The sequence below is a fragment of the Nitrososphaera sp. genome (genome assembly GCF_037447015.1).
In the GTDB taxonomy this organism is placed as follows: domain Archaea; phylum Thermoproteota; class Nitrososphaeria; order Nitrososphaerales; family Nitrososphaeraceae; genus Nitrososphaera.
On sequence record NZ_JBBIHK010000001.1, the window covers coordinates 17,825 to 44,707 of the forward strand.

Genomic DNA, 26,883 nt, shown 5'->3' on the forward strand with positions numbered 1-26,883 from the left:
AGGGCAAAAATTCAGAAAAGAACTGGAAGGAAAGAGAGGGTCACTTTGTCCGGCCGGCCTTTAGCTTTTCCACCTCGTCGACGATGGCCTTCAGGAGCTCGTTCACGTTGCTCCTGCCGGCACCGCCCTCCCTTGCAAACTTTTCATAGTGCTCTTTCAGCCCCAAGCTCCCACCATCCCCTGATCTACTATTGCGCGCTCGATATGCGGCAGCTCGCAGTCTCGTCTATGACCACCGACTTGACGCGGTGTGTTCCGCTCACAATCACCTGCTGCACTTCGTTGCGGCGCTGGGCCTCCATCGCCACGTTCCGGGCAGAGGCCATCCCAAACGCCACGCCCTTGACTGCAAGCACGTTGCGGTACGTGTCGTTTGTGGTATTGTCCTGCGCCTTGACCTGGTCCGCAACCACGATGTCGACGCCGTACAGCCTTTCAAGCACGCCGGTCGCGGTGATGTCCGGCCGGGCGTACTGGTAAAAGTTGTTCAGGTTCGTGTCGAGCATCAGCTCCTGGTATGCCTTGGGGTGGATAAACAGCACCAAGTTGCCCGGGCTGATATCATATCCCCTCTGCCCTATCAGGCGCTTTGCGGCAAGCAGGCCCTCGCGCTTGAACGTCAGGCTTGCTATGTCGTCTGACGTTATCGCTGCGCCCGTGTCGGCACGCACCCAGTTTGTCGGCGTCTCTGCATCATAGGTCGTGGTGAGCAGATCCGTCGCCTCGTCGTCGATGGCTGCGAGCACCATCGCCTCGTTTACCGCGTTCACCAGCCCGAAAGGCGCGTTCTCCACCTGCGAGTAGCCGATGCGCTGCACCGCGCCCCTGATCGAGGGCGTGGCAGTCTTTTTGCTCACCGTCTGCGAGACGTTTGTCGGCTCGGTGCCCTCGGTGATGGCGCCAAAGTCGAACGCGCCTATCGTGTAAAAGTGGGCCCTGTCGTTGCCGGCAGGAATGTCCTCGTACATGCAGTACTGTCTCACAGGCGTCTTCATCCTGCCGCCGGGGACCACCAGGACCTGCTTTGAAAAGAGCTGGCCCATGTCGCCGGCCGAGACCGTGACTGCCTCCGTCTTCTTCTTGGAGCCGGTCGCAAGCCTGTATCCCCACCTGGCGAGGTACCTGTCCTTGTCGACGTTCCACGACACGGCCGGGAACGACGAGTCCTTGGGGCTGTCCTTTACCTTTTGAAAGAACTCGACCACCCTTCCCAGGTATTCGTCGATGCCGCCGATGCCGCCTTCGTCTGCCACCATGCTCGAAGGAGTCGTCGCTGTCTCCTCATGTTTGCCGTTTGCGCCGGCCGCCGATGCCAGCGCGTCTATCACCGTCTGGATGCCGGCCGCAAACTGTTTGCTTGTCACGTGCGCCTCTCCTTTATCATCAACACCACTCGCTGCTGAAGACATCGTCATTGTGCCTCCATTGGGTGCGCCGGCGCAAAGAGAACTATGTCCTCTTTTTGTATTGTTTTTGCATTGCGCGGTTGTGGCAAAGCTCTCGACTATCTGCACCGTGGTCTCGGGGATGCCCGGCGTGGGCGTCAGCGAGGCTTCGACAAAGTTGAGGTTGCGCGGGACGGAATAGCAGCGCGAGCTCCCGCATACATGATCTTCCCGCTCGAAAAAGGCTCCAAGCGAGGTGTGCAACGCAGTGACGCCGGCCGGGAGTTCCCTGTCCAGCTCGGCCTCGTACTTCAGCTGCAGCAGGTCCGGATCCCAGGACAGGTGCATCGTGCCTATGATGTCCTGCGGGTCCACCTGCTCGCCTGCCCTGCGCGGGCTCCCCTGGTGGTTCCACAGCACGGGGATGGTGCGGCCGTGCGCGCGGGCCAGCTCTTCTGGCAGGTACAGGTTGCCGTTCCGGGAGATACGCGGGATGGCAAGGATGCCGGCTATCTTTTTCCTCTCTTTTTCTTTTGCGGATATTATTGCAAACTCGATCTTGACTTGGGGGTTCACGGAGAGGACTTGAAGGCGAAAAAGAAGAGAACTAGTTGAAGATGGCGCTGCTGGCAGAAAAGTGAGAACCCATCCTTACGAACAGCTTGAATCTTTCTTTAAACCGGTCATTCAGGTTTCTTGTTTTTTGACTGCTGCATTGCCCCCCATAATGCACGGGATGTTTGTGGTATTCCTGCTTTTCTTCTGTTATTCGTAACGGCTACCACATAGACATCGTTATCACCATCTGCATATTCGGAATGGAAAGACTTGGCGCAGAAACATTTGAAACATCATATGACTTGTTAGTAAATGGATCAAAGGAACATTGTTGTTTCCCCGTTGCAGAACCAAACTTTTCGAATCTGTTTTTTGCCTAGGTATAACTTACTGTTTTTGGTTGTTGACTGATCTGTCGCTATTAGGTTTATTATCAGAGCCCCGATGAGATCCACCACCTGACGTGAATTGACCTGTGAGCGGATCATGGTCCGGATTGAATTCCTGTAATGCCCCAAGGACAGCATCGCGGATCCTCTGCTCCAGCGCTTCCTGTTTGTCGGCCTGTTGCTGTTGCTGTTGTTGTTGCTGCTGCGGCGGCGTATGCTGCCCGTCACCAAACAGCCTGTCGTCCAGCTTCCACCCCACAGACGCAAGGATGGCCCTGCCCTCCTGCGCCCCCAGCAGGCCGGCGCTTTTTGCCTTCAGCAGCTGCTCAAAATCGAATTCGTACGAGTCCTGCTTGCCCCATTTGAACTCCACCCTGGCGGCTGTAATGCGCGGGATGAACAGGGCGTTCATGATCCGGCGTATCCGCTCGGATATGCCGAGGAGCCTTGCCGAGTCTTTTTCCTCGCTTATGCGCGCGTCTGCCATCGCAGACGGCTGCGTCAGGAGCCGGTTGGCGGAGGTCTGCAGGCCGGCCTCGATCTCCTCGTTGATGACCGGCGTGGTCGCGTTTATCAGGTTGCCCCGGCCGTCTATCGTCTCCGTCGCTATCTCGACCTTTTTTGACAGGATGCGCCTGTCACCCGGCTCGAGCGCCCGCAGCTCCTCCACCTGCTTGTCAAACTCCGCCTTGGCCACGTTTTCAAAGAACCAGACTGTGACAGGCGAGCCGTACCTCTCCAGGATGCGGTAAAAGAGCTGGATCTGCCGCCGGTATATCTCCAGGTGGGGGAGCGACCTGCGCCGGCCACCGTACTCAAACGTGGCAAGGAGCGAGTGGAACATGCCCACGCCCCACGCCTCCCTGTTTATCTCTATGTACCTGGTGTGGATAAAGCCGCCGGCGTCAAGCGCGACTTCACGGCCGTTCACCTGCTGGACGAACTGCTCAGTCGCCCCGTATGGGCTGCGCTTCATCCCCACTATCGACGACATCTGCACGGGCTGCCAGTCCGATACGCCGATTATCGAGTTGCCGCAGACCAGCCAGTCGCGGACGATGTATTCTATGAGCCGGGAAAGGTCAAAGCGCAGCTCCCACTCCTCCATAGCCCTGACGCCCTGCTCGTCGCCGGCGAAATACCAGTCCCGCGACAGAATTTCAGAAACGTACGACTCGACTGCGTTTTGCACCTTGCCCACTGTCTTGTAATACTCGTAAGCGGTGCGAAAGTCGACGGTTGGAGCCACGTGCTGCTGGCTGTACAGCGAGTGGTCCGACACCTGCGAGCTAGTGCTGGTAGCAGCGGCCGGGATCGTGGCGCCGTACAGCGTCGTCGTTCCTTCTTGTCGCTTTTGCCAGAAACGCAGGTTCTTCTTCAACATATTGATAACGCGATGTCAACGCGCGGAAAAGGCAAAGAGAACTATGGGCTTGGAAAGACGGTTATCCTGCGCCGCTCGGTGCTCACCAGCGCGCCGGACTTTTCCATCTGCACTTCCAAATAGCAAGGGCCTGTGGCAGACAGGACGCTGCCGGCTGGCTGCGCAAACGAGAATGCGCCTGCGCCCTGGTTTTGCGCGGTCCAGCTGCCGGCGACAGTCACTATGCCACTGCCGTCCCTGTCGAACACCTTTACGGCAGGCAGACCGTACCCGGTCGCGTCAAAGGGCGCGTCGTCTTCAGCGTAGACCTTGAACGTGTACTGCCGGCCATAGTCGCCGGCCTGGAACGAGTAACCTTGCGGCAGGACGAGTTTGAGCATCGCCAGTATTAAATTGGAAAAAGAAAAGAGAATTAGAAAGTATCGGCAGACTGGCAGGGACTGTTTTTCCTGCTTCACAGGAAAGATCGCTTTGAAAAAATCCAAGGAAATATGAGGCAATAGATAACATAGGTAGCATATCGCCCTCTACTTTCCTAGGTCAGGACTGCTAAATCGCAATCGTTCGATTTGGCGGCATTTCTCAAGATTACTCATCTGTGGACCGGCGAGGATTCCCTGCTGTTCGAAGCATGATATGTGTTCCACCATTCTTCTAAACTCATCTTTGTCCTTTTTTGGATCTCGTCATTCACGATGCCCCTAATGTCATCAGGCAGATCTGCAGGATCAATTTCGTGCGATACTAGTTTGTTGATGATGCCTTCAATAGATAGACCTGGTAGTTTTGGGCCGACATCGTATTTTTTGCCGTGAAGCCTTTCCATCTCTTCTGTGACAGCAGCCTTTACCTCTGGTGGCAATTTGCTGAATTGCAATCCCATGTAGAGCATGCGAATTATGGCGCCTACTGGCAATTCGTCATTTTCTACATTCGGCGCAAACGTGTTTTTGAATACTTTTTCAGCCATTTCTTAGCCACCAGGTTTTGCCATCCTTTGTAAGGACAAGCGCATATTCTTGAGCTTTTTCTCTTTAAACCTTTTTTGCCTCATTTTCAGCCAGACCTGCTGCAGGAAAAGAAATGTCAGTGTATTCGAATCCCGTATCTTGACTTTGTGCAGATCAAATCTGGTGCAGCGATGTTGCAACAGGCAGGCCGGCAGGCTTTGCAAAAGTAAGAAAAGAGAACTGATCATGCCTCTACGACGTATAGCCCGCCTGCATTCCTCAAATAATGCACGGCCATCAGCAGGCAGTCGCCCATGTCAAACTTTAGGCGGGTCTTGTCCGGGTGCCCCTTGTCGTTAAAGACCGCCGCCTTTAGCTGGTACTGCAGGTCCGAAAAAGCCGGGTGTATCCTTATCGCTTTTTCCTTCACCGCCGCAGACGCCGAGCTGGTCATCTCCTGCAGCTCTTTTGAAAACAGGACGGGCCGGGCGTCTATCCCCATCTCCAGCAGGTCCTTTATTACGCCGGGGTGCGCCGAGTCCACAAGGACAGTAGGGTAGTGGCGCGCAAACCTGGCCACCACCTCGAGCATGGCAGAAGGCGACGGCCTTTGATACTCCCGGGCCTCCTTGACGTACATCAGGCCGCCCTCGGCAGGCTGCTCGATGCCCACGATGGCAAAGTTGCTCGAGCCAAAGGCAGGGTCAACGGCAAGCACCCTGCTGGCATCTTTGCAGAGGGCAAGGCCGTATTCTTCAGAGCAGGCGTCCACCAGCTGGTACGGGAATATGTTGCCGACCCCGTACCCGTACTTTAGGTTGTATTCTCTTTCGAAAGACGGCGAGCGGCGCGCTTTATCGATTTCTTCTTTTGTATAGATGGTGCCAAGGCCGACCCGGTAGCTCAGGTGCAGGCGGTGGTAGATGCAGCCTGCCTCCGGCTCTTTCTCTATCGATTCAAAGAGGCCGCCGGGCAGGTTTGGAGTGCTCACCAGCGCGATGTACGGGTCGCTCTTGGCTATGTACCGCTCGGCGACTGCGCGGGCGTTCTGCTGCTCTTTTGATGGAAAAAAGTCGGCCTCGTCGAGCAGTATGAACGCCGGCCTGGCAAGGGCGCGCATGGCGTCCAGGTGGTGCGACGGGTATGCCTCCACCCTGCAGCCGTTCAGGATTGCCACCGTCTCTTTTGTCTTTTCTATCTGCAGCGGCCTGCATATCTCTTTCAGCCTCGCTATCAACCCCTTGGCAAGCTCGATGTTGGGGCCCGTCACTATGCACATCTGCGCGCCCGAGAACTCGTCGCTCTTGTAGCACAGCCACGCCATGTAGCGAAGCATCAGCTCCGTCACGCCAAGCCCCGTGGCCTTCTTGACCCAGACGTGCCTGGCTTTGGCCCTGTCTTTTTTCTTTGCAAGCGCCGCGACTATCCGCCTCTCGTAGCCAAAGATGGGCATCTGGCGGCCGTTCTTGGACGGCAGCCCGACTGCGTGGTTAAAGCAGCATTTTTTGAAAGGAGCGTGCGGGCCGGGCCAGAATGGGATGCCCTTCAGGTCGGCAGGATCAGCAACGGCATCGCCTGGCGGCAGATCGAGGGACATTGTAAAAGAATTGTTTTTTCTTGCTTGCTGCTGCCATCGCCATCGTCATAGTCATCGTCGTCGTCGCTAGTTGGCCCACTGGCCCTGCTGGCGGGCAAGCGGCAGGCGCTCTGCCTTGGCCTTGTAGTCGGTGTCGCAGCGGAAGCAGTGGCACAGGCCGTTTTCCCACCTCACGCGCCAGCTGCCGCACTTTTCACAGGGCTTGCCGTAGAACCCGTCCATCAGAGCCTCAGCCCTGCTGGTCGGCTCGTACAGAAAGTGGACGTCGCGCACCACCCCCTTGAGCGTCTTTGTGACCTGCTTGCTGGTAAGCCCGGCCATCTCCTTCACTTTTGCCACGTACTCGCTTGCCCCGTGCTTTATGGTCGAGGTGGCGACTATCTGCGCAAGGTAGAACTGGGTCGCAACAGGTATCGTCTGCCGGGCGTCCCAGCACTCCCGGGCTAGCTTTTCTGCCATGTCCGCCAATAGAATGTACTCGTCGTACTGCTTTTTGTCAAGGAGCGAGAGAAACGGCCGGCCGCGCAGCTTTTTCTGCACCTCCTGCAAAAACTCGATCTTTTTCTGCAGGTGGTCAATGTACGGCCGGTTCTCGGCGAGGCACCGGGCGCGGTCAGGCGATTCTTCTTCGCCGCCGGCTGCAGGCGTATTTTCTTCTTGAGAGGAGGAAGAAGCAGAGAAGCTGGAACTATTTCCAGGTTTAGTTTGCTCAACCTCCGGGGAAAACCGCTTGTCGGTCCACCCTGCCTGGCTACATATCTGGCTGATATAGTCGGCCGAGATATCCGACAGGTCGTTTCGCAGTTTTGTGGAAATTTTTTCCTTGGGGATGCCGGCTATCTCCAGCTGCTCGCCTGCGTATATTATCCACTTTTTCACGTCGCCGTGGGCGTGTCGAACCTGCTGCAGCGCCCAGGCGTACTCCTCGAGTGCCATCCTTTCAGCCGACATTGCAATCCAAGCGCCAGCCGTGTATTAAAAGAATATGTTATGACATGTTATGGCATGTCCGGTAACTATTTCGCAGGCAAAAATAATATTAACCAGCATGTCACAACATGTTAACGCACATGGCATGCAGGGGAATGGCGTCTGAATGGTAAAGCGCGGAGGAAAAGAGGTGGTCACCGTAGAGATATTCAAAGAGACGTACGACATGATGAAGGCAAGCGCCGAGAGGATGCGCTGGAACACCAAGGAGTACATCAACTCGGTGCTCGCAGAAGCGCTGGACAGGGACAAATTCCTGCAGGCGTACGCGCCGTTCTTCTCAAAGGTCGGCTACCAGGACAACATACTTTTCATCAGGGACGCCAAGGCCGGCAAGACGGCAGAAGTATATCTGAAGGACAGGTCGCTGTACTGCGGGCTGTGCGAGTCCAAGGACTGCATGCACATACACTATGCGTTTGCGCTTCCAGAGGTGGCCAAGATGTTTTTGAAAAAGCCGAGGCAGCAGAGCTAGCAGTATCAGGCAAGAGCTCGACTATGCAATTGGCTTGCGTGCAGGCCAAGCCTAACACCACGGCCACGGCGTATTGCCAGGGTTCTTTAGACTCGGCGGCACTATGCAAGGGATTGCGATAGGCACGTCCTTGTCGGCGCTCGGGTCGCGCATGCGCGACCCGATTCTGTCGCCAGAGGCAATTGTCGTGTTGCCGACATTGGTTATGATGATTGCATGCCATCCTTCACGGGCAGGAATGAATTTCTGAACAAACGGCTCTTTGATGAACTTGCTGAATACGGTATAGCCGCCCGGATCGACCATCGTTATCAGCAGCTCGTATTCCGGGATCGGCTGTGTACTCCCCAGGTTTGGCTCTATCCGGACCTCCATCACCTGGCCCCTCCAGGCAGGGTGGTTCAAGGCCAGCGTGGAGCGCGGCTCTAGACTCTGGTTCATGCTGGTCAGTGCGGGCGGAGGGTTTACGTTCTGCTGTCCTCCGTAAAAAGAGAAAACGGTTGGAGTAAACAGCAACAACAGCATGCCGGCGAGGCCAGATATTGCAATGCCTGCCAGAACTGCAATCTTGGCGCCGGTCCGCATCAGGCGTCAAGCACCTCCAGCTTGCAGATTAATGTTGGGTAACATCGTTCTAGAATTGACAATGATATCAGGACCAAGTAAGTGAAGCGACCCTGGCGCAGCGTTGCTACTAACGACAACCAAAGATTTGTTATACTCTTGTGACGGTACTCTGTTGCAGTGACTGCCGCTACGACCGCTAATGACGACGACAACGACAGCAATAGCAGCAAGGTTGCAAACAATTCTGTCCTCCTCGGGACATGCGGCTGGAGCTACCAGGAATGGGTGGGCGCATTCTACCCGAACAACAGGGTCGCCAAGCTCCCCTTCTACGCCAGGGTCTTCCAGACAGTCGAAGTCGACTCGTCGTTCTACCGCGCGCCTTCAAAGGCGATGGTCAAGGGCTGGGAGCGGGCCACGCCCCCCTCGTTCACGTTTTCGCTCAAAGTGCCAAAGACGGTCACGCACGACAAGCGCCTTGCCGGCGCGCAGCGCGAGTTCCTTTCGTTTCTTGAGGTGATAAAGCCGCTTGAGGACGCAGGCAAGCTCGGGTGCCTGCTTGTGCAGCTGCCTCCAAGCTTTACCTACGAGGAGGGGCGGCGCAGCCTGGAATCGTTTCTTGCGGACATGCCTGCGCACCTGCATTTTGCAGTCGAGTTCCGCCACGAGTCGTGGGACAGGCAGGAGTCTTTTGACCTGCTTGCCAGGTACGGCGTGGCAAACACCATCACCGACTCGCCGCTAGAGTTCCTTAGCAGGCCCATAGTCACCGCAGGCACGCACTCGTACGTAAGGTGGCACGGCAGGGGCAGGGACGTCTGGTTCGACTATACATATTCAGAAGACGAGCTTTGGCCGTGGGTAAAAAGGCTGGACGAGATATCCGCAAAAGCAAAGACCACCTACGCCTACTTTAACAACCACTATCATTCCAGCGCGCCCATAAACGCCCTCCAGCTCCTCGAGATGGGCGGGATGATAACAGGGCCGCAGCTGGCCCTCAAGGAAAAGATCGACAAGAGATCTGCGCGCAGAGAGTCGAAAAAGGCCAGGATAACCGACTATGTCTAGCGCAGGTTTTCTGCAAACGGTATTCATGTTCGATAATTACTGTATTGAGCGAATCTGATACAGTGCACCGTCAGATAGAGACAAACTCTACAAGTGTTTTATTTATGGGAAATCCTCAACGGACATGGAACGCGCAGGGATCAACCCGAACACAAACAGAGGAGGAGGAGACAGGCCGCTTGAAATAAAATTCTTGGGAAGCACGGAGAAGGACCAGCAGCCAAGGGTCGCGCTCTACTCGCTAGAGAAGGGCGCGATCAGAAAGATCAGGAGCATCGAGGGCAACAGGATAATGCTCTCGGAGCTTGTGCGCCTTGTAAAGGAGGGCGCCGCAGGCTTTGGGCCGGACGTCGACGAAAAAGAGGTCAGCAAGGAAATGCTTTCGACCTTCCGCCCGCAAAAGCTGACCGAGTGGGCCACCACGGGCCTGATAGACATAGGGCCCAAGTGGCGTGACTGGATATTCCCGTTCGTCTGCGTCCACGGCGACGTCCACAAGTGCAGGCCATGGCGGTGGTGGACAGAGACCATCGTCACCACCGTGGCGACCAAGGCTGCGTCTGCCTCCTCGCCCAAGACTGCCGGCGCTGTTGCTGCTGCTGTTGCGGCCAAGGCCGTTGAATCAAGGGCGCTCGTGCCTTCCAGGTTCTCGCCAGCAAGCGAGCTGGCCGTGGTGCCGCACCTCCCGCCGCTGTGCGCTCCAATATGCAACGCCATCGTCGAGGTATACCAGAAGACGTGCTGCTGCACCTGGCCGCCCATAATAACAGACATTGACATAGTCGACTGGCTGCGCGAATGGATTGAAAAGTTCCCGCCGATCCCGCCTATCGACCCGTGGCCGCCGGGCCCGTTCCCCGGGCCGGGTCCCGACCCTGCGCCGTTCTTCAGGGAGACGAGGAACGCCAAGATAGCGCGCGCACTCGACAGGCCGCTGCCCCTTGGCAACGTGCCGGAAAGGCTTGTGCAGGACGTCCATGCGATGTCGCTGATGACGACGCCGGCAGAGAGGATGGCGTACCTGGAGCCCCGCGAATACCTGTGCCCGATATTCTGCTCGTGCTCCACGAAAAAGGTCACAGAGACGGCAGTCAGCCCAGACGGCGAGTTCAGCGTGTGCTTCAGGGCGCCGCTCACGCCTTTCCGCTGCAGGGTCACCTACTTTTACAAGGTGAGGCAGTGGCAGGGCAACCAGTGGGTGTACATCTATGACGGCTCGACTGTCAACGAGTATTTCAGCGCGTCAGACGACGCCCACCTGAGGACGTGGAAGGGCATCGCGTGCAGCCCCGACGGCGGCGGCATACCCAACCCCGGAGGCGAGTTTGTCATGCTGGAAAACATTGGCGTCATACCCAGCTGGAAGCTTGCAAGCCCTGCGCAGGACAGCGAGTACGGCGTGGCGACGCCGGTGGCATCAGACGGCCTCGTGAGCCACAATTACCCCGGCCAGCCGTGGGGCAAGACCCTCAGCTTCAGGCTCAAGTTCACGGAAGGGCTCAAGGCGCTTGGCGCAAAATACTACAGGATGAGCGTGGCCAAGGCAAGCGCGGCCGGCGACGCGGTAGGGACGCCGCAGCAGCTCACCGGCACCGTGGCGTGGAGCAGGTGGAAGTGGGTCGGCTCGCAGCTGCAGACGGAGGCGGTCCCCCTGGGCCCCAACGTCGTAGGCACAAACTCGGACCTCTACCTCATCCCGTACGAGTCGGACGCGCCGGACGGCGGGTGGCTGTGGTTCCAGTTCCACCAGTCATGGAACACCGCAGAGCACGACAACGGCAAGCACGTCGTGATAGTAGAGGTGTTTGACGCGGCCGGCAACAGGATCAAGCCTGCGGGGGCGCCGGGAGCCGGCAGCCCAGTCGGCTTTGCCTTCAGGAGGTGGACCGACGAGACAAACACGGCGGCGGTCAACTTTGCCGCCCTGACGCACCTGTTCCACGTGGACAACGTCGCGTGCTACGGCGACATCGTGGCTCTGCGCAAGAACAACGAACCTGCCGCCGGCGCCTGCCTCTTCCTGCAGGGCTGCACGGACGACAACTTTGCTGTGCGGTTCTACGCGTTCCACGTGAACAACTTTATGCAGAGCTACAGCCTGTGGGCCGTCAGGGGACTCAACGACGCCACCATCCCCATAACGGACGGAACCTCAAACGCGCCGTCGCCGATCCCCTCAGTGCTGGACGCAGACAGCGCCGCAATAGCCACCAAGACCTTTGCGCAGATGCTCGGGACGCACCAAAAGTGCGCCTTTGCCATCGAGCTGAGGGTCAGGCCCAAGCACACCAACGGCTTTGGCGTGCTCGACAGCCTGCCCCCGTACGGCTACGCCGCCGCTGAAACGGCGGCAGTCGCCCTCGAGCAGGTCCCCTGCGTCGAGATCAGCAGGATCCCCCAGATAGCAGAAAAGGTCAGCAAGCTGCCCGAATAGGGCGCTTTTTTCCTTTTTTATTTTTCTTGTATAGAAAACGATGACAGAAGAGGTATATCTTCTCTAGATTATCTGTACCTATGTTACAGACAGGCAGGTTGCAGATAGCGTCGATAGCGACGGCGTCGGTTCTGTTGGCATACGCGGTGGCCGGCGCGTCTTTTGCAGCGCAGGGCAAAGCGGGCAGCATGTTCCCAGAGATCCAGTACGCAGAAGCGGCAAACGTTGACTATTTTCTAAAGATCAACGGCGTCGAAGGCGAGTCCACTTCGGGCAAGCACAAGGGCGAGATAGAAGTGCTTTCCTTCAGCTGGGGCGCCATGAATTTGGACCAGAGCAGCAGTGGCGGTGGTGGCGGAGGAGTGGGGTCGGGCAAGGTTTCAGTTTCAGACATTTCCTTTACCGCACGCACGAGCAAGGCGTCGCCAGCACTATTCTTAAAGGCCGCCAAAGGCGAGCACATCAGGGAGGCCGTGCTGACAGGCGAAGTTTCCGGCAAGAACCAGCAGCAGTTCATGACAGTCAAGCTCCAAGACGTCCTCATCACATCCTATCAGCAGGACGGGGCCAGCGGCGATGTGCCAACCGACAGCTTTAGCCTGAACTTTGCCAAGATCGAGTTCACCTACTATCCTGCGGCGGGCAAGGGCGGCCCGGCTGGCAAACCCGTGACTGCAAGCTGGGACGTCAGGCAGAACAGGGAGGGCGCATGACCTCCTTTTTGCCCGGCCTCAAAGGGCAGGCGCATACCAGGATTTTCAACCTTTTCCGTTGAATTGTATGTAAATTATCTATTTGGAATTTTGTAAATTGATTTTCATACAATAGCTCAAGAGAAGGCTTAATTATTTGAAAGACGGTAATAATGGGATATATATGGCGCATGCATTTGAGGACAGCTCGCTTGGCCTGAAGCTAAAGGGGTACCTGGTAGTGCCAAACGACGCGCTGGAAAACAAGATCGCAGTCTATACCATGAGGATAGCGCAGGACATATTGTCAGAGCACCCCGAGATCGTGGACGGGTGGCTTGGCAGGATCCACCAGGAATACATCGAAAAGAAAAAGGCGTGCGAGTTTGAAAGCGACCCCGTGGCATGCTTTAACCTCTCGCCGTACGAAGAGTTTGAGAAGCAGTACAGGAGCTGGAACGACGGCGGCATGATAGCAATATCGCTTCCGGGCAACAGGACGCTGAGGGTGAGCAAGGAGCCCCTGTTTGCAGTGTCAAAGACGCCGGCAGACACGTGCGACGTGTGCATGCAGGCGTTTGGCTCTGGCAAAGAGCTTGTAAAGCATTTCAAGGACAAGCATCCTGCCATGATAGAAAGGGTGATGCTGCCTATCTAGGCATATTCACGGTTCAGGTTTTCCAGAGATCTGCCCCTAGTCTGCATTCCAAAGGCAGCTATCAGGGCTGCGCCGGCAAACGAAAATGCCGACATGCCTATCATGAGGTTAAAGAACCCATAGGGCTGCAGTGCCACAAAGATGAACGGGGCCACCGCGGCCAAGGCCCGGCCGCTTCCTTCCACAACGCCGCTTGCAAATGACCTGATCCGGGTTGGAAATATTTCTGCAGTATATGCAAGGAGCGACGTAACAAGCCAGGCGTTTCCAAAGAACGCGATAAAGCCGGCAAGAGTCAGGCCGGCAAAATCGGCCACGAACAGGCCGCGAAGTACAAAGCCTATGCTCATAACGAAACTTGCGGTTGCGATCTGGTATTTTCTCTCCATCCTCTCGGCCATCACGACGGACGCCAGGCCGCCGGCTACAAAGCCTATCCCGCCAAGTATGTTTATCAGGATCGACTGCGGGATGCTGTAACCCTGGTTTACGTATTCGACAACCAGCAGAAGCGACGCGTATATCGGGATGTACACCAGCAGCCAGACGCCGCTCAGGAAGACTATCCGTAAAAGCACTGTTCTGCCGGGTATCCTGTTCTTCTGCTTCGCACCTTCTTGCAACTCACTTGAGCGCAACGGCGCAAGCCCTATCGACGACAAGACATAGTTGGTTTCTGCGATTCTCCCTTTCGATAGCAGCCAGCGGGGCGATTCCGGCATCCGCATTCGAAATGGTATCGATACTAACGCGACGATTCCGGCAATCCCAAGGACAATCCTCCACCCATCGATCCCGGCAAACTGCCCTGACACGAGAAAGAGCGAAACGGGACCAGATGACGAAAGGCCCGCCCACCCAAGCACATTCAGGAAAGAAGTATAGCGCCCCCTCTTTGAGCGAGAGGTCATCTCCCCGATGTACACGCTTGCTATCGCAAGCTCTGACCCGATACCTGCTCCAGTGATAAAGCGAAATATTACCAGCTGGCCGATGTTCTGCGACGCGGCCGCAAGCAGCGAGCCCACGCCCAGCAGCAGTATCGAGGTGATGAATGCAACTTTTCTGCCCTTCGAGTCAGCAAGCAGGGTTATAGAGACGGCTCCAGCGACATAGCCGGCGACGGTAAGAGATGCGCCAGCCGCAACATCTGCATCGCTTATCCCCCAGGCATTACGCAGCACCGGAGAGATGTACGAATAATTTGTGACATCATAATAGGTGAAAAAGCTTGCGAGACCTATTGCAACTGTCACGCTCAGCCGAAGGGGGATGCGTGCGAGGCTGTCCATCTTTTCTCCAAGTTCGCGGACTGCCTCACTCCCTGCCATTACCCAATATGATATAGGCAGGTAAAAGCTAGTTAAATAATTCGTAATTTTTTATTTGACAACCAGTGTTGCCCAGAACAGAATAACGACAATTATTCTCTGTCAACGGATACTTTTTTAATATTTAAATAGCTCCCGCAACTCCTAAATACAATATGCCAGACCACGCAACTCCAGAGCAGATATTTTCGCTACTGGCGGACAGGCACACGGCCAACATCCTGAAGATGGCGTATGCAGGTTTTATGGCATCGTCGTCGAGTTACGTAGGCAACATAAGCAAAAAGCAATTCTACGTCAGGCTAAAGCGCCTGAGAGATGCCGGCCTCGTCGAAAAACGCGACGGGATGTATATAGTAACGACATTTGGCTCCCTCATCTGTACTGGGCACCTCAAGACCATGGATGAGATGCTGACGAACTTTTGGAGCCTGAAGGCAGTGGATGTTCTGAAATCCCGACAGGATTTCCCGCTGCACCAAAAAGAGTCCGTGATCAACGAGATAATCCAGAGCTCCACGCTAAAGAACATGGTGAATTCCACCCACCTCTCGGGCTTTTCGGTCCTCAAAGACTACAACAAGCTTATCAACGAAGTCATAAAGCTCATGAGCCTTGCCCAGAAGGAAGTATATCTTGCAACGCGTTACCACGACCCCAACTTTTCAAAGATCATGTTTAACAAAATACACCAAGGCATCACCATGCACATGCTCGACAGCCTGCCAGAACAGATCAGCGTAGAAAACAGGCTGAACGCAGTGTTGAGAACCCCGCCAAACAGGGAGACCTACGATATCGTAAACAGCATCATCAGATCCTCGAGATTCGACCTGAAGAGAAAAGAGATCACTGCCAGCTTTATGGTTGTCGATGGGAGGATGGTATGCTATGAGACAACCACCTACAATAACCCAGAAGAGTTTACGCTGGCCATCTCACACTACGACGACCCATACCTGGCGCAGAGGCTTATCTCCCACTATGAGACACTGGCCAGAGATGCGCAGGTTCCAAAGCTTTTGGCGAGCCTGAGGGAAAAATAATCGTCTTTTGTTTACTGTACTAACTGGTAGCGGACGCTAGGTCCGGGACAGAATTTATCTTCGTACCGGCAAATTATTGCCTATGAGTATCCAAAACTGGATACTTTTTTGAGAAAAAGCAGAAGAGCGCGGACTATTTGTTGCTGGGTTAATGTCTATTACAAACGTGTACATAAGACATCAGATCGATGAGACTAGAGAAATCCAGACATCCTTCCTCAGGTCGCAGCTTGCCCTGTTCCAGTCACGCAAAAAATGGGGCCTCCTTTATTCTCTGGCCACGGTCGCAGGGCTGTTCTGCATACCTGACGTATTCGCATTGATGGCCGCCGAAGCATGGACGTGGACGTTGGTCCAGCAGGTAGCCCCCCTTCCTGCCATCTCGTTGCTGATAGCAACCGGGATGTACATACTTAATGATCTGGTTGATTCGGACCTAGATAGGGCAAACGGAAAGAAGAGGCCGATCCCATCTGGGCTGGTTTCCAAGAAACAGGCATGGACATTTATCATATGGACCAGCAGCCTGGCGGTATTACTTGCTGTTCTTACCCTCAACTATGTCAGCATTGCGCTGGTCGTACCCATGCTCGCCATCGGGCTCTTGTATTCAGCCCCGAGGGTTTCGCTGGCAGACAGGTTCATCGTCAAGACGCTCTCCATTGCGCTGTTTTACATGCTGTGCGCGCTGCTGGGCATGACATCGTCGTACGGCCTGCAGCTTATTGCCGGCAACCCCATCGTGCCAGTACATGCAATGTTTATGCTTGGAACCATGATCTTTATTTCATCCGTGTTCAACGACATGGGAGACATAGAAGGAGACAGGCAGGCGAAAAGGCGCACCATACCCATAGTCATCGGGCGCATCAATACAGTCAAGATGGCAATGGTGCTCATCACAAGCATGGCAGCAACCTCGTGGCTGACTTTTGCGTTGGGGGGGACAGGCCTGCTCACCGCTGTACTGGTGAGCGCCTTTGCAGCCATCGTTTTCACGCGGATGACAAAAATGCTGAAGGGGCTGGATGACATGGAGTTCATGCGCAGGCAGCATAAAAAGCTCTTCCCATTGCACCTGATACTGCAGTCCAGCGTAGCGGCAGGGGCAGTATTCCTATAGGCAGATAAAAGTATCCACAAATGGATACTTTTGGCACATATCGCTCGTTCCTAGATAATCAAGTAATATTAAGCTCAAATGCAGAGTGAGTGTAGAAAATGGCCAAGTCCCAGACAACAGCCACAGTACTCCGGACCATTTCTGACGACAAATCGATGGACCTCTTTAGGACCATCGCCGCGGGTAGCATTGACAGCGAGAGCCTCAAGGGCAAGACCAAGCTCACGCGCAAGCAATACTACTCCAGGCTTTCAAGGATGTCCAAGGCTGGTCTCGTGAGGAAAAAGAGTGGCAAGTACACGCTCACGGCGTTCGGAAAGGTGGTATACGACTCGCAGCGGACCGTCGACAACGCGCTGACGAACTTTTGGAAACTCAAGGCAATCGACTCTCTCGAGATGTCGAACGAGCTTCCAAAGGAGGAGCAGCAAAAGCTGATCGACACGCTGCTGGACAACCAGGAGCTAAAGGGCATCCTAGTCAAGTAAGAGAGAGACCAGTGGCAGAGCAACTTGCGCCTCTGCGCGCGCCGCAATCGCAGAGGCAGCTCACCTTTCCAGTTTTTTGAAATTCTTGTGTATCAGCGAGCCGTACTGCAGCGCCTTTTTCGGCTTTGCTGCCGCGCGCGCCGGCACGCCCATTTCAAGCGCGGCCTGCCTCAGCGCGTGCTTGCGTACAAGGTCGTCTGCCCCCCTGATCTTTTGCTCAAGCGGGATGGCCCTGGCAAACCTTATGAATTCCGGCGTCAGAAAGGGCTGCCGCACCTGCACCCCAAATTCGCCTGCCACGGCAGATATCTCTTGCACAAGGGCAAGCTCGTTTTCTATCTTGGCGTCCATGAGGCGGAGCACGGCAGCCTCTCCCTGGTCGTAGACTGTCCTGTAGCCGTTGTAGCCGCAGAACAGCTCGTCGCACCCGTTGGCGCTCAGGACCAAGCCGATGTCCCTTGCCGCGCGCGCAATGTAATAGTACGCTATGCAGTTTTCGATGTGCGAGGTGTTGCCGCAGGCGATTTTATCCCGCACGTGCTCCAGGTCGCGCGCAAACCCGGAGGCGTCAAGCTCTACCACGCGCTGCGCAAGGCCCAGCTCCCCGGCTATTTCGCGGGAGAACGAGATGTCGTGTGAGCCGGGGAACCCCACGGTGACAAGCGTCGTTTCCTTGCCAAGGTCCTTGCAGATCCTGGCAAGTAGCGAGCTGTCCACCCCGCCAGAAAAAGCCACTGCCACCACTTGCTCGGGCACGGCAGACTCGACTGCCCTGCGGAGGGCCCGGCAAAGTTCCTCTTGCTGCGGCGTCATGTGCTCCATACTACTCCGATACAGCCGGCGATCCCCACGTCCTGGAATAAATACGGTGGCACAGTGGCGGCCGCGCTCATTGCGCCCTTGACGACGCTATGCAGCCTGCCACCTTGCCCGCAAGCAGCATCTCCGGGTACGGCCTCTGGAAGCCTACTGCAAGCACCGCCTCGTCTCCGCTGTCAAGGTGGAACAGCATTGCGTCCAGGTGCATGTGGCGGATAAGGACAAACTCGAGCCTGCCGTACATGTCTTCGTTGGTGCGCGGTATCCCGGCCATGACCTGCGCCTGGAAGAATATCTTGCCCAGCTTGTCCTTGTTCGGGACTGGCGCCTTTTCGCTGACCGACGCGGCCACAGCCTCGCCGTGGCTTATCACCCACGCCCCCACGACGCGTGGGTCCAGCTCCCGGACTGCCCTGCACAGCTTTTCGTAGCCGCCGTACTGCAAAACCATAAAAGTGAATTTACTTTTTCGGCGCTATAATAGGATCTATAAACGTCCTGCTTGACGCTAACGCTCACTCTTGATGATTATCGCCCGTTTTTCCTTCTCCGCCTTTCTTCTTCTCCTTTTTCCTCTTCTCTTCTTCTTCTCCTCCCAGCACGCTGCACACCCTGTCCATCAGCAGCTTGCCGCCGTCAGGGCCAAAGATCCTCACAAACGCCTCGTCGAGCTGCTCCAGCCTGTACGAGCCCCCTTCCTTGCCGAGGAATATGCCCTGCTTCTCGAGGTCCATGACGAGCAGGTCCGTCATCGACCTGCCAAGCACCTTGCCGAGGCTTTCCATGGCATAAAGTAGCCTGCGGGCGGGTATAGGCTCCGTATTCCTCCCATTAGAGGGCAAAAGTAGCTTTGTTATGGAGAACTTTATTAAAACAGTTACGTTCGATTTTTGGCGAATATGCCGGCGGCAGGCGGGCCGGACACCGTTTATATAGACTCCAGGACAAGCTTGCAGCGTTGCCGCCTGACGAGCGGGTCGTCCTAGACAGCGATCTACGGTACCTTGACAGCAAGGGCAACCTTCTCGCAAGCAGGGCCGAGCTCTCGGTAGCAAGGATGCTTGCGTTCCTTGGCCACGACTACAGGTACAATGCGCAGCTGGATCTGCCCGGTGGCGGCAAGGCGCACGTGGACTTTGCGGTTGTTCCATCGGCAGCGGGCAACAATAACAATAACAATATCATCATCAGCAGCAGTAGCGAGAGGTTCATCGAAGTCGTGGACTCCGAGGCGGACGCCGAAAAGTTCAGGAGGATCAAAGAAGCTTTGCCGGCTCTCGACATCGTGGCAGTCGGCCATTCCAAGTACGCCAGCAGGGTGGGCGAGATCGACTCGATGTTCTTTTACGACGAGTCAGAGAGGATGTCCACCGGCTCGATATTCATAGAGGACCCGTCGCTTGCCTTTGACTACGCGCACATACTGCCACTGGTTGAGAAATGCTCCGTCCTGCACGGCCACACCTCGACGGTGATGGTCGAGATAATAGGCAGCATGAAGAACAACCTGGTGGTAGATTTCGGAGAGGCAAAGCGCATAATCAAGGACACGCTCAACGCCATCGACCACAAGTTCTTTATCAACAAAAAGTACCTGAAAAAGGAGGATGACGTCCACTATTTCGTCGAGTTCCAGGGGCCCAGGGGCTATTTCAGCCTGCAGCTCCCCAAGATGACCACGTACATGATGCCCGGCGAGGCCACGGTCGAGAACCTGTCCACCGAGATAATCAGGCTGCTTGCGCCGCGCATGCCGCCAAACGTGGAGGCGATAGGCGTCTACATATACGAGGGCGTCAACAAGGGCGCGCACATCATCGCCGGCGTAAAGAAAGACGGCAGAGATGGATGAATGACGGCAGAGATGGAGGGCGCGCTGCAGGCGGCGGGGGAGGAAAACAAAAAGAAAAAGAGGAAAGCAGCAGACAGGGCCCTGGTGATGCTCTCCGGCGGGCTTGACTCTGCCACGTGCCTTTACTGGGCGCGCAGCAGGAATTACGAGACCTCTGCGATAACCTTCAACTATTTCGGCAGGCTTGAGAAGGAGAAGCAGGCCGCGCGGCTTGTCGCAGAAAAGGCAGGCGTGCACGTGACAGAGGTGGACTTGTCGTTCATGAAAGAGGCGGCCGACTTTCGCGGCGGCGATAACAACGGTAGCAGTAGTAGCAGCAGCAACAATAACAATAACAGAGACGGCAGGTGGGACTCGTACGTGCCGGCAAGGAACATGATCTTTTACTCAATCGCCGCCCACTATGCAGAATACGCAGGCGTGCGGTGGATAGTCGGCGGGCACAACAGCCACGACGTCTCGTTCTTCAAGGACGCGTCCAGGGGCTACATCGAAAAGCTGAACGCGCTGTTCAGGGAGGGCTGCCTGCTGTGCGACGGCAACAATGGCGCTGGCGCTGGCACTGGCAGGCTGCAGGAGCCGTACCAGATAGTGCTGCCGCTTGCAGACCTTGACAGGAAGGGCGTGGTCGAGCTCGCGCTGGAGCTTGGAGTGCCCATCGGGCAGACGTGGAGCTGCCACGGCGACGGCGGCTCGCACTGCGGCAGGTGCTACGCCTGCGTGCAGAGGCTCAAGGCGTTTGCGTCGCTTGGCCTGCAGGACCCGGTATTCCCTAGAGGAAGAGCCTGACCTCTTTTCCGCCCTTTAGCAGTATGTTGCTGAGATAGACGGCGTCAAAGGACGCCGTGTCGGTTCTTATCGTCACCACCGTCCTCCCCCTCCTGTCGTCGCCATTGCCGGTTATTCCTTCCACGATCCCAAAGCCCACCACCCTGCCTGCCAGGCCGAGGCCCACAAACATGCCCTCCACTACTTCTCCTCCTTCTTTTTCCCTGATCGCCTGCTGGCCGGCAGGGCCGCCGCCGACTGCAATGACCCTCAGCGCGGCCAGGTCGCATGTGACAGAGCCGGCGCCAACGTGGCGCATGTACTGCTCCAGCCGGCGCGCCATCCTCTCCTGGTACGTCTTGATGTGCGCGCCCGACCTCACCCTCATCACCAGGCTTTTGCGTGCAAGGGCGGCCTGCAGCTGCGCCGGCACCCCCCTCCCTATCACGACTGCCGCGTCCGGCCTGAGCTGGCTCGCAAGCATGGCCTTGTACCTCGCCCCGCCTCCGAAAGAGACATAGCCGTCAGTGTTCACGATGCAAATGTCGACGTTGTCAAGCCGGCGCGCCCTGCCCACCAGCAGGCGCAGCTTTTCTGCGACGACGCGCTCCAGCCCGCCGGCGGCAGCAGCGGAGGGGGTGATGTCGCCTACAAACTCGTACAGGTCTGCGCGCACGTCGCGCAGGTCAGTCGCCGGGGCGCGCAGCAGGGCCGCTCCCATCGCCCCGGGCGGCGCAAGGTCTCCCTGGCCGATGTCGCCGTCCACCACGCACGGGACGAGGCCGGCGGCAAGGGCAGAATTTGCAAGGAACGTGGCAAAGGTGGACTTGCCGGCGTCGGCCCTGCCGACTATCATTATCACTTTCCTGTTTCCTTCCAGCAGCGGTGGTAGTAGCAGCAGCCTCCTTGCCGCCCGCCGCCACATCCACGTGCCTGCGCGCGCAGGGTCAGCCTCCCACCGCTCGCCGTCAGTCTCGATTATCGTTGCTGTTGTTGTTATTGTTGCGCCGGGCGGGCCGCCGTCTTCTTCTTCTTGCCTTTCCTCTGTTTCATAGTGCTCAAAGGGCAGCGCCTTGCCCGCCCTGACGTTCACCACGCTGTCTGACACGTCGGCGGCAAGCACGGTGCAGCGGCCCCCGCGCACCCTGACGGTCGCCGGCCCCCGCACCATGGTGACGCGCCGAGTCTGCAGCACGGCTCACAGTGGGCGCTCGGGGGAAAAAAGCCTGCTGCCGGTAAAGGTTTATTTCCCATGCCCATGCGTCGTTTTTGAGATTGTCGGCCCCTTCTCCCTCTCCTGACAGAAGCGGCAGCGGTGGTGGTGGTAGCGGCGGCCGCGAGGACGGAGGGCAGCAGCATCACCAGCAGCACCAGCTCGTCCGTACCCTCGGCCTTGTCGACATCATAATGGTCGGGATAGCCGCCATGATAGGCGGGGCCATCTTTGTGCTGACCGGCCCGGCAATCGGCCTTGCAGGGAGCGCCGTGATAATCGTCCTGGTCCTAAACGGCATCATCACCCTCTTTACGGCCATGGTCTATGCGGAGCTGGGCTCGGCCATGCCGGAGGCAGGCGGCGGCTACATGTGGATACGGGAGGGGCTGCCCCGGCCCAACGCGTTCATAAGCGGCTGGATGGCCTGGTTTGCGCACATTGTAGCCGGCAGCCTCTACGCGGTCGGCTTTGGAGCGTTCGTCTATACTCTGCTGCAGGACTATTTGCCGCAGGCGGCGCTTGGCTTCCTGCCCACTGACAAGCTGATAGCGGTGGCCGCGATCGCCGCGTTCACCTACATCAACGTGAAGGGGACTTCGGAGACCGGCAAGACAGGCACCATAGTCACCTTTGCGCAGCTTGGCACCATCGTGGTCATCATCGGCTTTGGGTTCTGGGCTATGCAGTCAAACCCCGGCTGGCAGGAAAAGTTCGTCCAGCAGCTGCTGCCGCTGGGCCTTGGCGGGCTCGCCGCGGCGATGGGGCTGACCTTCATCGCCTTTGAAGGCTACGAGGTGATAGTGCAGACCGGCGAGGAGGTCAAGAACCCAAAGCGCAACATACCCCGGGCCATATTCATCTCCCTTGCAGTAGTGGTCGCCCTGTACTGCCTCATGGCGTTTGTGGCGATCTCTGCCATCGCGCCGCCGGGCGGCGAGCAGCCCTGGGAGTTCATCGGCAAGAACGGCGAGCTTGGGATCGCAAGGGCCGCCGACCTCTTTATGCCCTACGGGCTGTACGTGGTGCTTGCAGGCGGCATAGTCTCCACGCTTGCCGCGCTCAACGCCACCACCTTTTCGTCGGCAAGGGTCGCCCTTGCGATGGGCCGCAACTACAACCTGCCCCACGCGCTGGGCGCCATCCACCCAGTCAACAGGACCCCCCACGTCGCCACCGTGATATCCGGCATAATCATGGCGGTGATGGCCTACGCCCTGCCGCTTGCAGACATTGCCCTGGCGGCTGCAGTCATCTTTTTGCTTCTGTTCACCCAGGTCAACATCGCGGCCATCACGATAAGGAGGATATACGGCGACAAGCTGTCGTACGGGTTCAAGATACCGCTCTTTCCCGCCATCCCCATCATCGGCATTTTTCTAAAGCTGGGGCTTGCAGTCTACCTGCTTGTCACGCAGCCGCTGAGCTGGGGCATCACGGTGCTGTGGATACTGGTCGGCTTCATCCTGTACCGCATGTACCAGTTCAAGAAGGAGGTTGAGCACTATGCGCCCCTGGTCACGACGCAGGGGGCCGCAGAGAGGCTTGCCTATAGAATAATGGTGATATACAGCCCGGAAAACCCGGACAGGCTGGCCAAGTACGCCACGAGGGCCGCCAGGGAGGCAGGGGGCGAGATAAACGTGCTCCGCGTCATCACGGTGCCCAGCCAGACGCCGCTGTCGGCAGGCTCGGCGTTTGCAGAGAGCGCGCGCAAGGGCTTTGGTCCCATAGAGAAGGCGTTTGGCAGGCAGGGCGTGCTGTGCCACTACCTGGTGAGGGTGTCGCACGACACCACGGAGGCGATACTTGCGACGATAGAGGAGCAAAAGATCGGCCTGCTCATAGCAGACTTTGAGACCGTGCGCCGGAACAAAAAGCTCATGACGCTTGCGACCTGCGACGTGCTTGCGATCAAGGCGGAGGACGACACGCTCGACCTCGAGCCGGAGAGCGAGCGCATAGGCGAGGACCTGGAGAGGCACGCGGTGCCCGCTGCAGAGAAAAAGAACATGGTCGTCGTCTATGACGGCGGCGCGCACGCAAACCTTGTCCTGAGGGCGACCAGCTGGTTCGAGCACTCGGGCAGGTTCAAGATAGACATACTGGCGGTGGGCAAAAAGGAAGAAGAGGGAAAGGGCGGTGATGGTGGTGGCAGCGGCGGCAGCGCTGCTGCAGCAAGCGTAGCCATGAAGCCCGACTATTTGACGCAGCTTGGCATCGAGCTTAAAGAGACAGGGATAACGTCTAGCGCCCACGAGTCGGCCGCGCTGCTCTTTAGCGCAATAGACCAGTACAGGCCCGACCTGGTGGTGCTTGGCGCAACCGTGGGCCCGTTCAGCGTGTTTGACAGCCCGCCGTTTTTGCAGATGGTAAAGCAGATACCCTGCCCCGTCGTAGTGGCAAGGGACTTTGGGATACCGGGCGTTCGCAAGGCAGAGTCGTTCTTCAAGAAGATTATGGCAGGCAGGCAATAGCGTCCGGCCGGCATTGGCCATAAGAGGAGAACAGAATACCGGGTGCCATATACAGAGAAAAATTATCTGGATCTTTGCTCTATAATCAGCTACTATATTTTTATTCTTAACACGGCTTTGCCTCGAGGTGGGCGAAAAGCCGCGACCGCTAGCCCTGGCTTTGGCTGCCATGCTCCTATTGTCGGTTGTAGCCGGCCACCTGCCTCCTTTTCCAGAGGCATCGGCGCAGGCCGCGCCCTCGATTTCGATAAGCACGCCGGCGGCAGGCGCCACGCTCTATTCGAATTCGTTTACGGTGAGCGGAACCGCAAGCGACGGGTCGGGAATAAGCAAGGTGGAGGTCGGGTTCCTCTCTTCCACCGCTCCTCCTTCGACTCCGTCTTTCAAGTACGTCCTCCCGGCGAGCCGCGGGGTAAGCGGCGTCGCCGTGGCCGCCGCCGGGACCGTGCTTGTCATTCAAGTTTCTCCAAGCGCGATACTCAGGTACACGAACGGCGGCAGTGCCCTTACAGAGTGGGGCGGCCAAGGCAGCGGGGACGGGCAGTTCAGTTTCTCGCAGGACTCGACGGGCATAGCCGTGGCCTCTGACGGCTCGGTATACATAGCAGACACCCTCAACGGCAGGGTGCAAAAGCTCGACAGCGGCGGCAACTTTGCTGCAAAGTGGGGGACGAGCGGCACGGGTGACGGGCAGTTCGACAAGCCGGCAGGAATCGCTGTCGGGCCGGACGGCTCCGTCTATGTGGCTGACACCAACAACCACAGGGTGCAGAAATTCAGCAGCAGTGGGACGTTTCTCACAAAGTGGGGGTTCAGCGGCTCTGGCAACGGCAACTTTACCAGCCCGACGGCCATCGCAGTCGACCAGGAGGGGTTCGTCTACGTGGTCGACTCTGGGAACAACAGGGTGCAAAAGTTCAGCGGCAGTGGAACGTACATCACACAGTGGGGGTCAAGCGGCACGGGTGACGGGCAGTTCAACTTTGGCTCCGCCGGCGGCCTGGCCATTGCAGGAGACGGCTCCGTCTATGTGGCCGATACGTTCAACAACAGGGTGCAGAGATTCCGGGCTGACGGCACTTTTGTTTCAAAGTGGGGTTCAATTGGGGCCGGCTCCGGACAGTTCAATGGCCCAAGGGGCGTCGGGATCAGCCCGGACGGGTCAGTTTACGTGGCTGACACGTTCAACAACAGGGTGCACCGCTATGAATTCACCCAGTTCTCGCTTGCAGACTTTGGCACCTCGTCGTGGTCGTTCACATCTGCAGGGCTTGCAGTCGGAGAGTATACGCTCACTGCAAGGGCGACAAACACGGCAGGCGTGGAGACGAACGCCAGTCAGTTCGTGAAGATAAGGCCGCCCGTCCAGACTACCGAGCTTGTCTCGTTCCAGGATTCGCCCACAGCCAGCGCGAGCAGGGCAATGAGCGCCTCTGCGGCAGACGTGTTACTGACCACGGACGCCATTTCGCAGGTGTTTGCCAGAGGAATAGGGACGCAGGATACGCTTGCGCTGCAGGACGGCATTAGTTCGGCGACGGTCTTTGCGCCCCGCATAACAAGAAACATTCCGGGCGGCAACGCGACCGTCGAGTCGGTACAGCTGACAGACTCTATCACGAGGACCCTGTCTGCATCACGCTCCAGCGCAGAAACAATCTCGGCCGGCGACTGCCCTGTCCCGGACAGCGGCTCTGCTGTGCGGATGAACTGCGGGTTTAACAGCAACACGCTCCAGCGCAATGACGACGCATCGACCAGCGCAGTCCCCGCAGGATTCAACATCAACTTTTTCGGCAGCCTCTTTTCGTCCATTTTTGTAAACAACAACGGCAACATAACGTTCGAGTCCCCGCTGAGCGACTTTACGCCGTTCGAGCTTGCGACGCCGACGGGCCGGCGGATAATAGCATTATTCTTTGCCGACGTCGACACGAGAGGCAGCGGCCTGCCTGTAAGATATGGCACAGACAGTGTAGGCGGGCGCCCCGCCTTTGGGGCCAACTGGATCGACGTGGGTTGCTATAACTCGGACTTGACCACGCCGGCCGGCCTGAACAGGTTCCAGCTGGTCCTCATCGACCGCTCCGACACGGGCGCCGGCAACTTTGACATCGAGTTCAACTATGACCAGATCCTGTGGGAGACGGGCCAGGCCAGCGGAGGCAGCGCGCAGTGCACCGGTGGCACATCTGCGCGCGCAGGGCTTTCGCAGGGCACCGGAAACCCGGGCACCTTCTTTGAGCTGCCGGGCTCCGGCGTGCCGGGCGCGTTCCTCGACAGCGGCCCTGCTGCCACGTCGCTTGTCAACAACAGCCTGCACAGCCCCGTCCCCGGCAGGTACGTCTTTGAAGTCCGCGACGGCGTTCCAACCATCTTTAAAGTGGCAGGCGCTGCCGATGGTTTGAGCGTCCGCGACGGCGTGGCGCGGGCCATGCTGAGTCATGGCTCTGGATCAGAGTCGCTCGCAGTGAGCGACAGCGTGGCGCGGGCCAAAACCTTTTCCAGGGCGCCGGCCGAGCAGCTGTCCTTGTCGGACTCCTCGCCCTCTACAGGTGTAAATGCGGCAAGAAAACCTGCGGCAGAGACCCTCGGCGTGGCAGACTCGGTGGCAAG

25 protein-coding genes are annotated in these 26,883 nt (G+C 57.4%); 12 read left to right on the forward strand and 13 right to left on the reverse strand.

The genetic code is table 11. The features are described 5' to 3' along the window. Positions 1-40 precede the first annotated feature (40 nt). The 7 genes from WKI84_RS00120 to WKI84_RS00150 form a co-directional block, all read right to left on the reverse strand. A complete protein-coding gene (locus WKI84_RS00120) occupies positions 41-166 on the reverse strand; it encodes a hypothetical protein (RefSeq protein ID WP_337861475.1) in 126 nt (41 codons plus the stop codon). 22 nt (positions 167-188) lie between these two features. Then, positions 189-1,961 (reverse strand): hypothetical protein, encoded by a 1,773-nt coding sequence (locus WKI84_RS00125; RefSeq protein WP_337861476.1) that lies wholly within the window; start codon positions 1,959-1,961, stop codon positions 189-191. Positions 1,962-2,330: 369 nt separating this feature from the next. After that, on the reverse strand, positions 2,331-3,716 hold the full coding sequence (locus tag WKI84_RS00130; protein WP_337861477.1) for a hypothetical protein: 1,386 nt from the start codon (positions 3,714-3,716) through the stop codon (positions 2,331-2,333). Positions 3,717-3,757: 41 nt separating this feature from the next. Next, positions 3,758-4,096: a hypothetical protein gene (locus tag WKI84_RS00135; protein WP_337861478.1), complete on the reverse strand. Its 339-nt coding sequence runs from the start codon at positions 4,094-4,096 to the stop codon at positions 3,758-3,760. A gap of 212 nt (positions 4,097-4,308) precedes the next feature. Beyond that, a complete protein-coding gene (locus WKI84_RS00140) occupies positions 4,309-4,686 on the reverse strand; it encodes a hypothetical protein (RefSeq protein WP_337861479.1) in 378 nt (125 codons plus the stop codon). Between the two features lie 224 nt (positions 4,687-4,910). After that, a complete protein-coding gene (locus tag WKI84_RS00145; protein WP_337861480.1) occupies positions 4,911-6,263 on the reverse strand; it encodes a hypothetical protein in 1,353 nt (450 codons plus the stop codon). Between the two features lie 66 nt (positions 6,264-6,329). After that, positions 6,330-7,214, reverse strand: coding sequence for a hypothetical protein (locus tag WKI84_RS00150; RefSeq protein WP_337861481.1), 885 nt, complete (start codon positions 7,212-7,214; stop codon positions 6,330-6,332). Between the two features lie 145 nt (positions 7,215-7,359). On the opposite strand from WKI84_RS00150, the gene WKI84_RS00155 reads away from it, so the two are divergent. Then, entirely contained in the window at positions 7,360-7,728 is a 369-nt protein-coding gene (locus tag WKI84_RS00155; protein ID WP_337861482.1) for a hypothetical protein, read from the forward strand. 51 nt (positions 7,729-7,779) lie between these two features. On the opposite strand, the gene WKI84_RS00160 is transcribed toward WKI84_RS00155, so the two are convergent. Continuing rightward, positions 7,780-8,313, reverse strand: coding sequence for a hypothetical protein (locus WKI84_RS00160; protein WP_337861483.1), 534 nt, complete (start codon positions 8,311-8,313; stop codon positions 7,780-7,782). Positions 8,314-8,472: 159 nt separating this feature from the next. On the opposite strand from WKI84_RS00160, the gene WKI84_RS00165 reads away from it, so the two are divergent. From WKI84_RS00165 to WKI84_RS00180, 4 genes are all read left to right on the forward strand, one after another. Further along, on the forward strand, positions 8,473-9,366 hold the full coding sequence (locus WKI84_RS00165) for a DUF72 domain-containing protein (protein WP_337861484.1): 894 nt from the start codon (positions 8,473-8,475) through the stop codon (positions 9,364-9,366). A 124-nt stretch (positions 9,367-9,490) separates the two neighbouring features. Beyond that, entirely contained in the window at positions 9,491-11,800 is a 2,310-nt protein-coding gene (locus tag WKI84_RS00170) for a hypothetical protein (RefSeq protein ID WP_337861485.1), read from the forward strand. Between the two features lie 80 nt (positions 11,801-11,880). Then, positions 11,881-12,513, forward strand: coding sequence for a type VI secretion system tube protein Hcp (locus WKI84_RS00175; RefSeq protein ID WP_337861486.1), 633 nt, complete (start codon positions 11,881-11,883; stop codon positions 12,511-12,513). Between the two features lie 163 nt (positions 12,514-12,676). Continuing rightward, positions 12,677-13,150: a hypothetical protein gene (locus WKI84_RS00180; RefSeq protein WP_337861487.1), complete on the forward strand. Its 474-nt coding sequence runs from the start codon at positions 12,677-12,679 to the stop codon at positions 13,148-13,150. On the opposite strand, the gene WKI84_RS00185 is transcribed toward WKI84_RS00180, so the two are convergent. Next, positions 13,147-14,481 carry an MFS transporter gene (locus WKI84_RS00185; protein WP_337861488.1) on the reverse strand — a complete coding sequence of 445 codons (1,335 nt, stop codon included), beginning with the start codon at positions 14,479-14,481 and terminating at the stop codon, positions 13,147-13,149. The genes WKI84_RS00180 and WKI84_RS00185 overlap by 4 nt on opposite strands. Positions 14,482-14,636: 155 nt before the next feature. Here WKI84_RS00185 and WKI84_RS00190 point away from each other — a divergent pair, with 155 nt between their 5' ends. From WKI84_RS00190 to WKI84_RS00200, 3 genes are all read left to right on the forward strand, one after another. Then, positions 14,637-15,527 carry a hypothetical protein gene (locus WKI84_RS00190; RefSeq protein ID WP_337861489.1) on the forward strand — a complete coding sequence of 297 codons (891 nt, stop codon included), beginning with the start codon at positions 14,637-14,639 and terminating at the stop codon, positions 15,525-15,527. A gap of 322 nt (positions 15,528-15,849) precedes the next feature. Beyond that, a complete protein-coding gene (locus tag WKI84_RS00195; protein ID WP_337861635.1) occupies positions 15,850-16,650 on the forward strand; it encodes a UbiA family prenyltransferase in 801 nt (266 codons plus the stop codon). A 98-nt stretch (positions 16,651-16,748) separates the two neighbouring features. After that, positions 16,749-17,138 carry a hypothetical protein gene (locus WKI84_RS00200; RefSeq protein ID WP_337861490.1) on the forward strand — a complete coding sequence of 130 codons (390 nt, stop codon included), beginning with the start codon at positions 16,749-16,751 and terminating at the stop codon, positions 17,136-17,138. A gap of 60 nt (positions 17,139-17,198) precedes the next feature. Here WKI84_RS00200 and WKI84_RS00205 read toward each other — a convergent pair whose 3' ends face one another. The 3 genes from WKI84_RS00205 to WKI84_RS00215 form a co-directional block, all read right to left on the reverse strand. Next, on the reverse strand, positions 17,199-17,951 hold the full coding sequence (locus WKI84_RS00205) for an asparagine synthase C-terminal domain-containing protein (protein ID WP_337861491.1): 753 nt from the start codon (positions 17,949-17,951) through the stop codon (positions 17,199-17,201). A gap of 76 nt (positions 17,952-18,027) precedes the next feature. Continuing rightward, a complete protein-coding gene (locus WKI84_RS00210) occupies positions 18,028-18,408 on the reverse strand; it encodes a hypothetical protein (RefSeq protein WP_337861492.1) in 381 nt (126 codons plus the stop codon). 64 nt (positions 18,409-18,472) lie between these two features. Next, positions 18,473-18,742: a hypothetical protein gene (locus WKI84_RS00215; protein ID WP_337861493.1), complete on the reverse strand. Its 270-nt coding sequence runs from the start codon at positions 18,740-18,742 to the stop codon at positions 18,473-18,475. Positions 18,743-18,915: 173 nt separating this feature from the next. Here WKI84_RS00215 and WKI84_RS00220 point away from each other — a divergent pair, with 173 nt between their 5' ends. Both WKI84_RS00220 and WKI84_RS00225 read left to right on the forward strand, forming a co-directional pair. Further along, entirely contained in the window at positions 18,916-19,809 is an 894-nt protein-coding gene (locus WKI84_RS00220; RefSeq protein ID WP_337861494.1) for a 6-carboxytetrahydropterin synthase, read from the forward strand. Then, complete coding sequence (locus tag WKI84_RS00225; RefSeq protein ID WP_337861495.1) at positions 19,810-20,598, forward strand: 7-cyano-7-deazaguanine synthase; 789 nt, start codon at positions 19,810-19,812, stop codon at positions 20,596-20,598. It begins immediately after the preceding gene. On the opposite strand, the gene WKI84_RS00230 is transcribed toward WKI84_RS00225, so the two are convergent. Next, entirely contained in the window at positions 20,582-21,772 is a 1,191-nt protein-coding gene (locus tag WKI84_RS00230; protein WP_337861496.1) for a Clp1/GlmU family protein, read from the reverse strand. The two genes, WKI84_RS00225 and WKI84_RS00230, sit on opposite strands and share 17 nt — an antisense overlap. An 80-nt stretch (positions 21,773-21,852) precedes the next feature. Between WKI84_RS00230 and WKI84_RS00235 the strand changes: the two genes are divergently transcribed. Together WKI84_RS00235 and WKI84_RS00240 are read left to right on the forward strand one after the other, a co-directional pair. After that, positions 21,853-24,267, forward strand: a complete 2,415-nt coding sequence (locus tag WKI84_RS00235; RefSeq protein ID WP_337861497.1) for an amino acid permease — start codon at positions 21,853-21,855, stop codon at positions 24,265-24,267. Between the two features lie 178 nt (positions 24,268-24,445). Beyond that, the coding region (locus WKI84_RS00240; RefSeq protein ID WP_337861498.1) for a nidogen-like domain-containing protein at positions 24,446-26,883 on the forward strand (2,438 nt) is incomplete at its 3' end.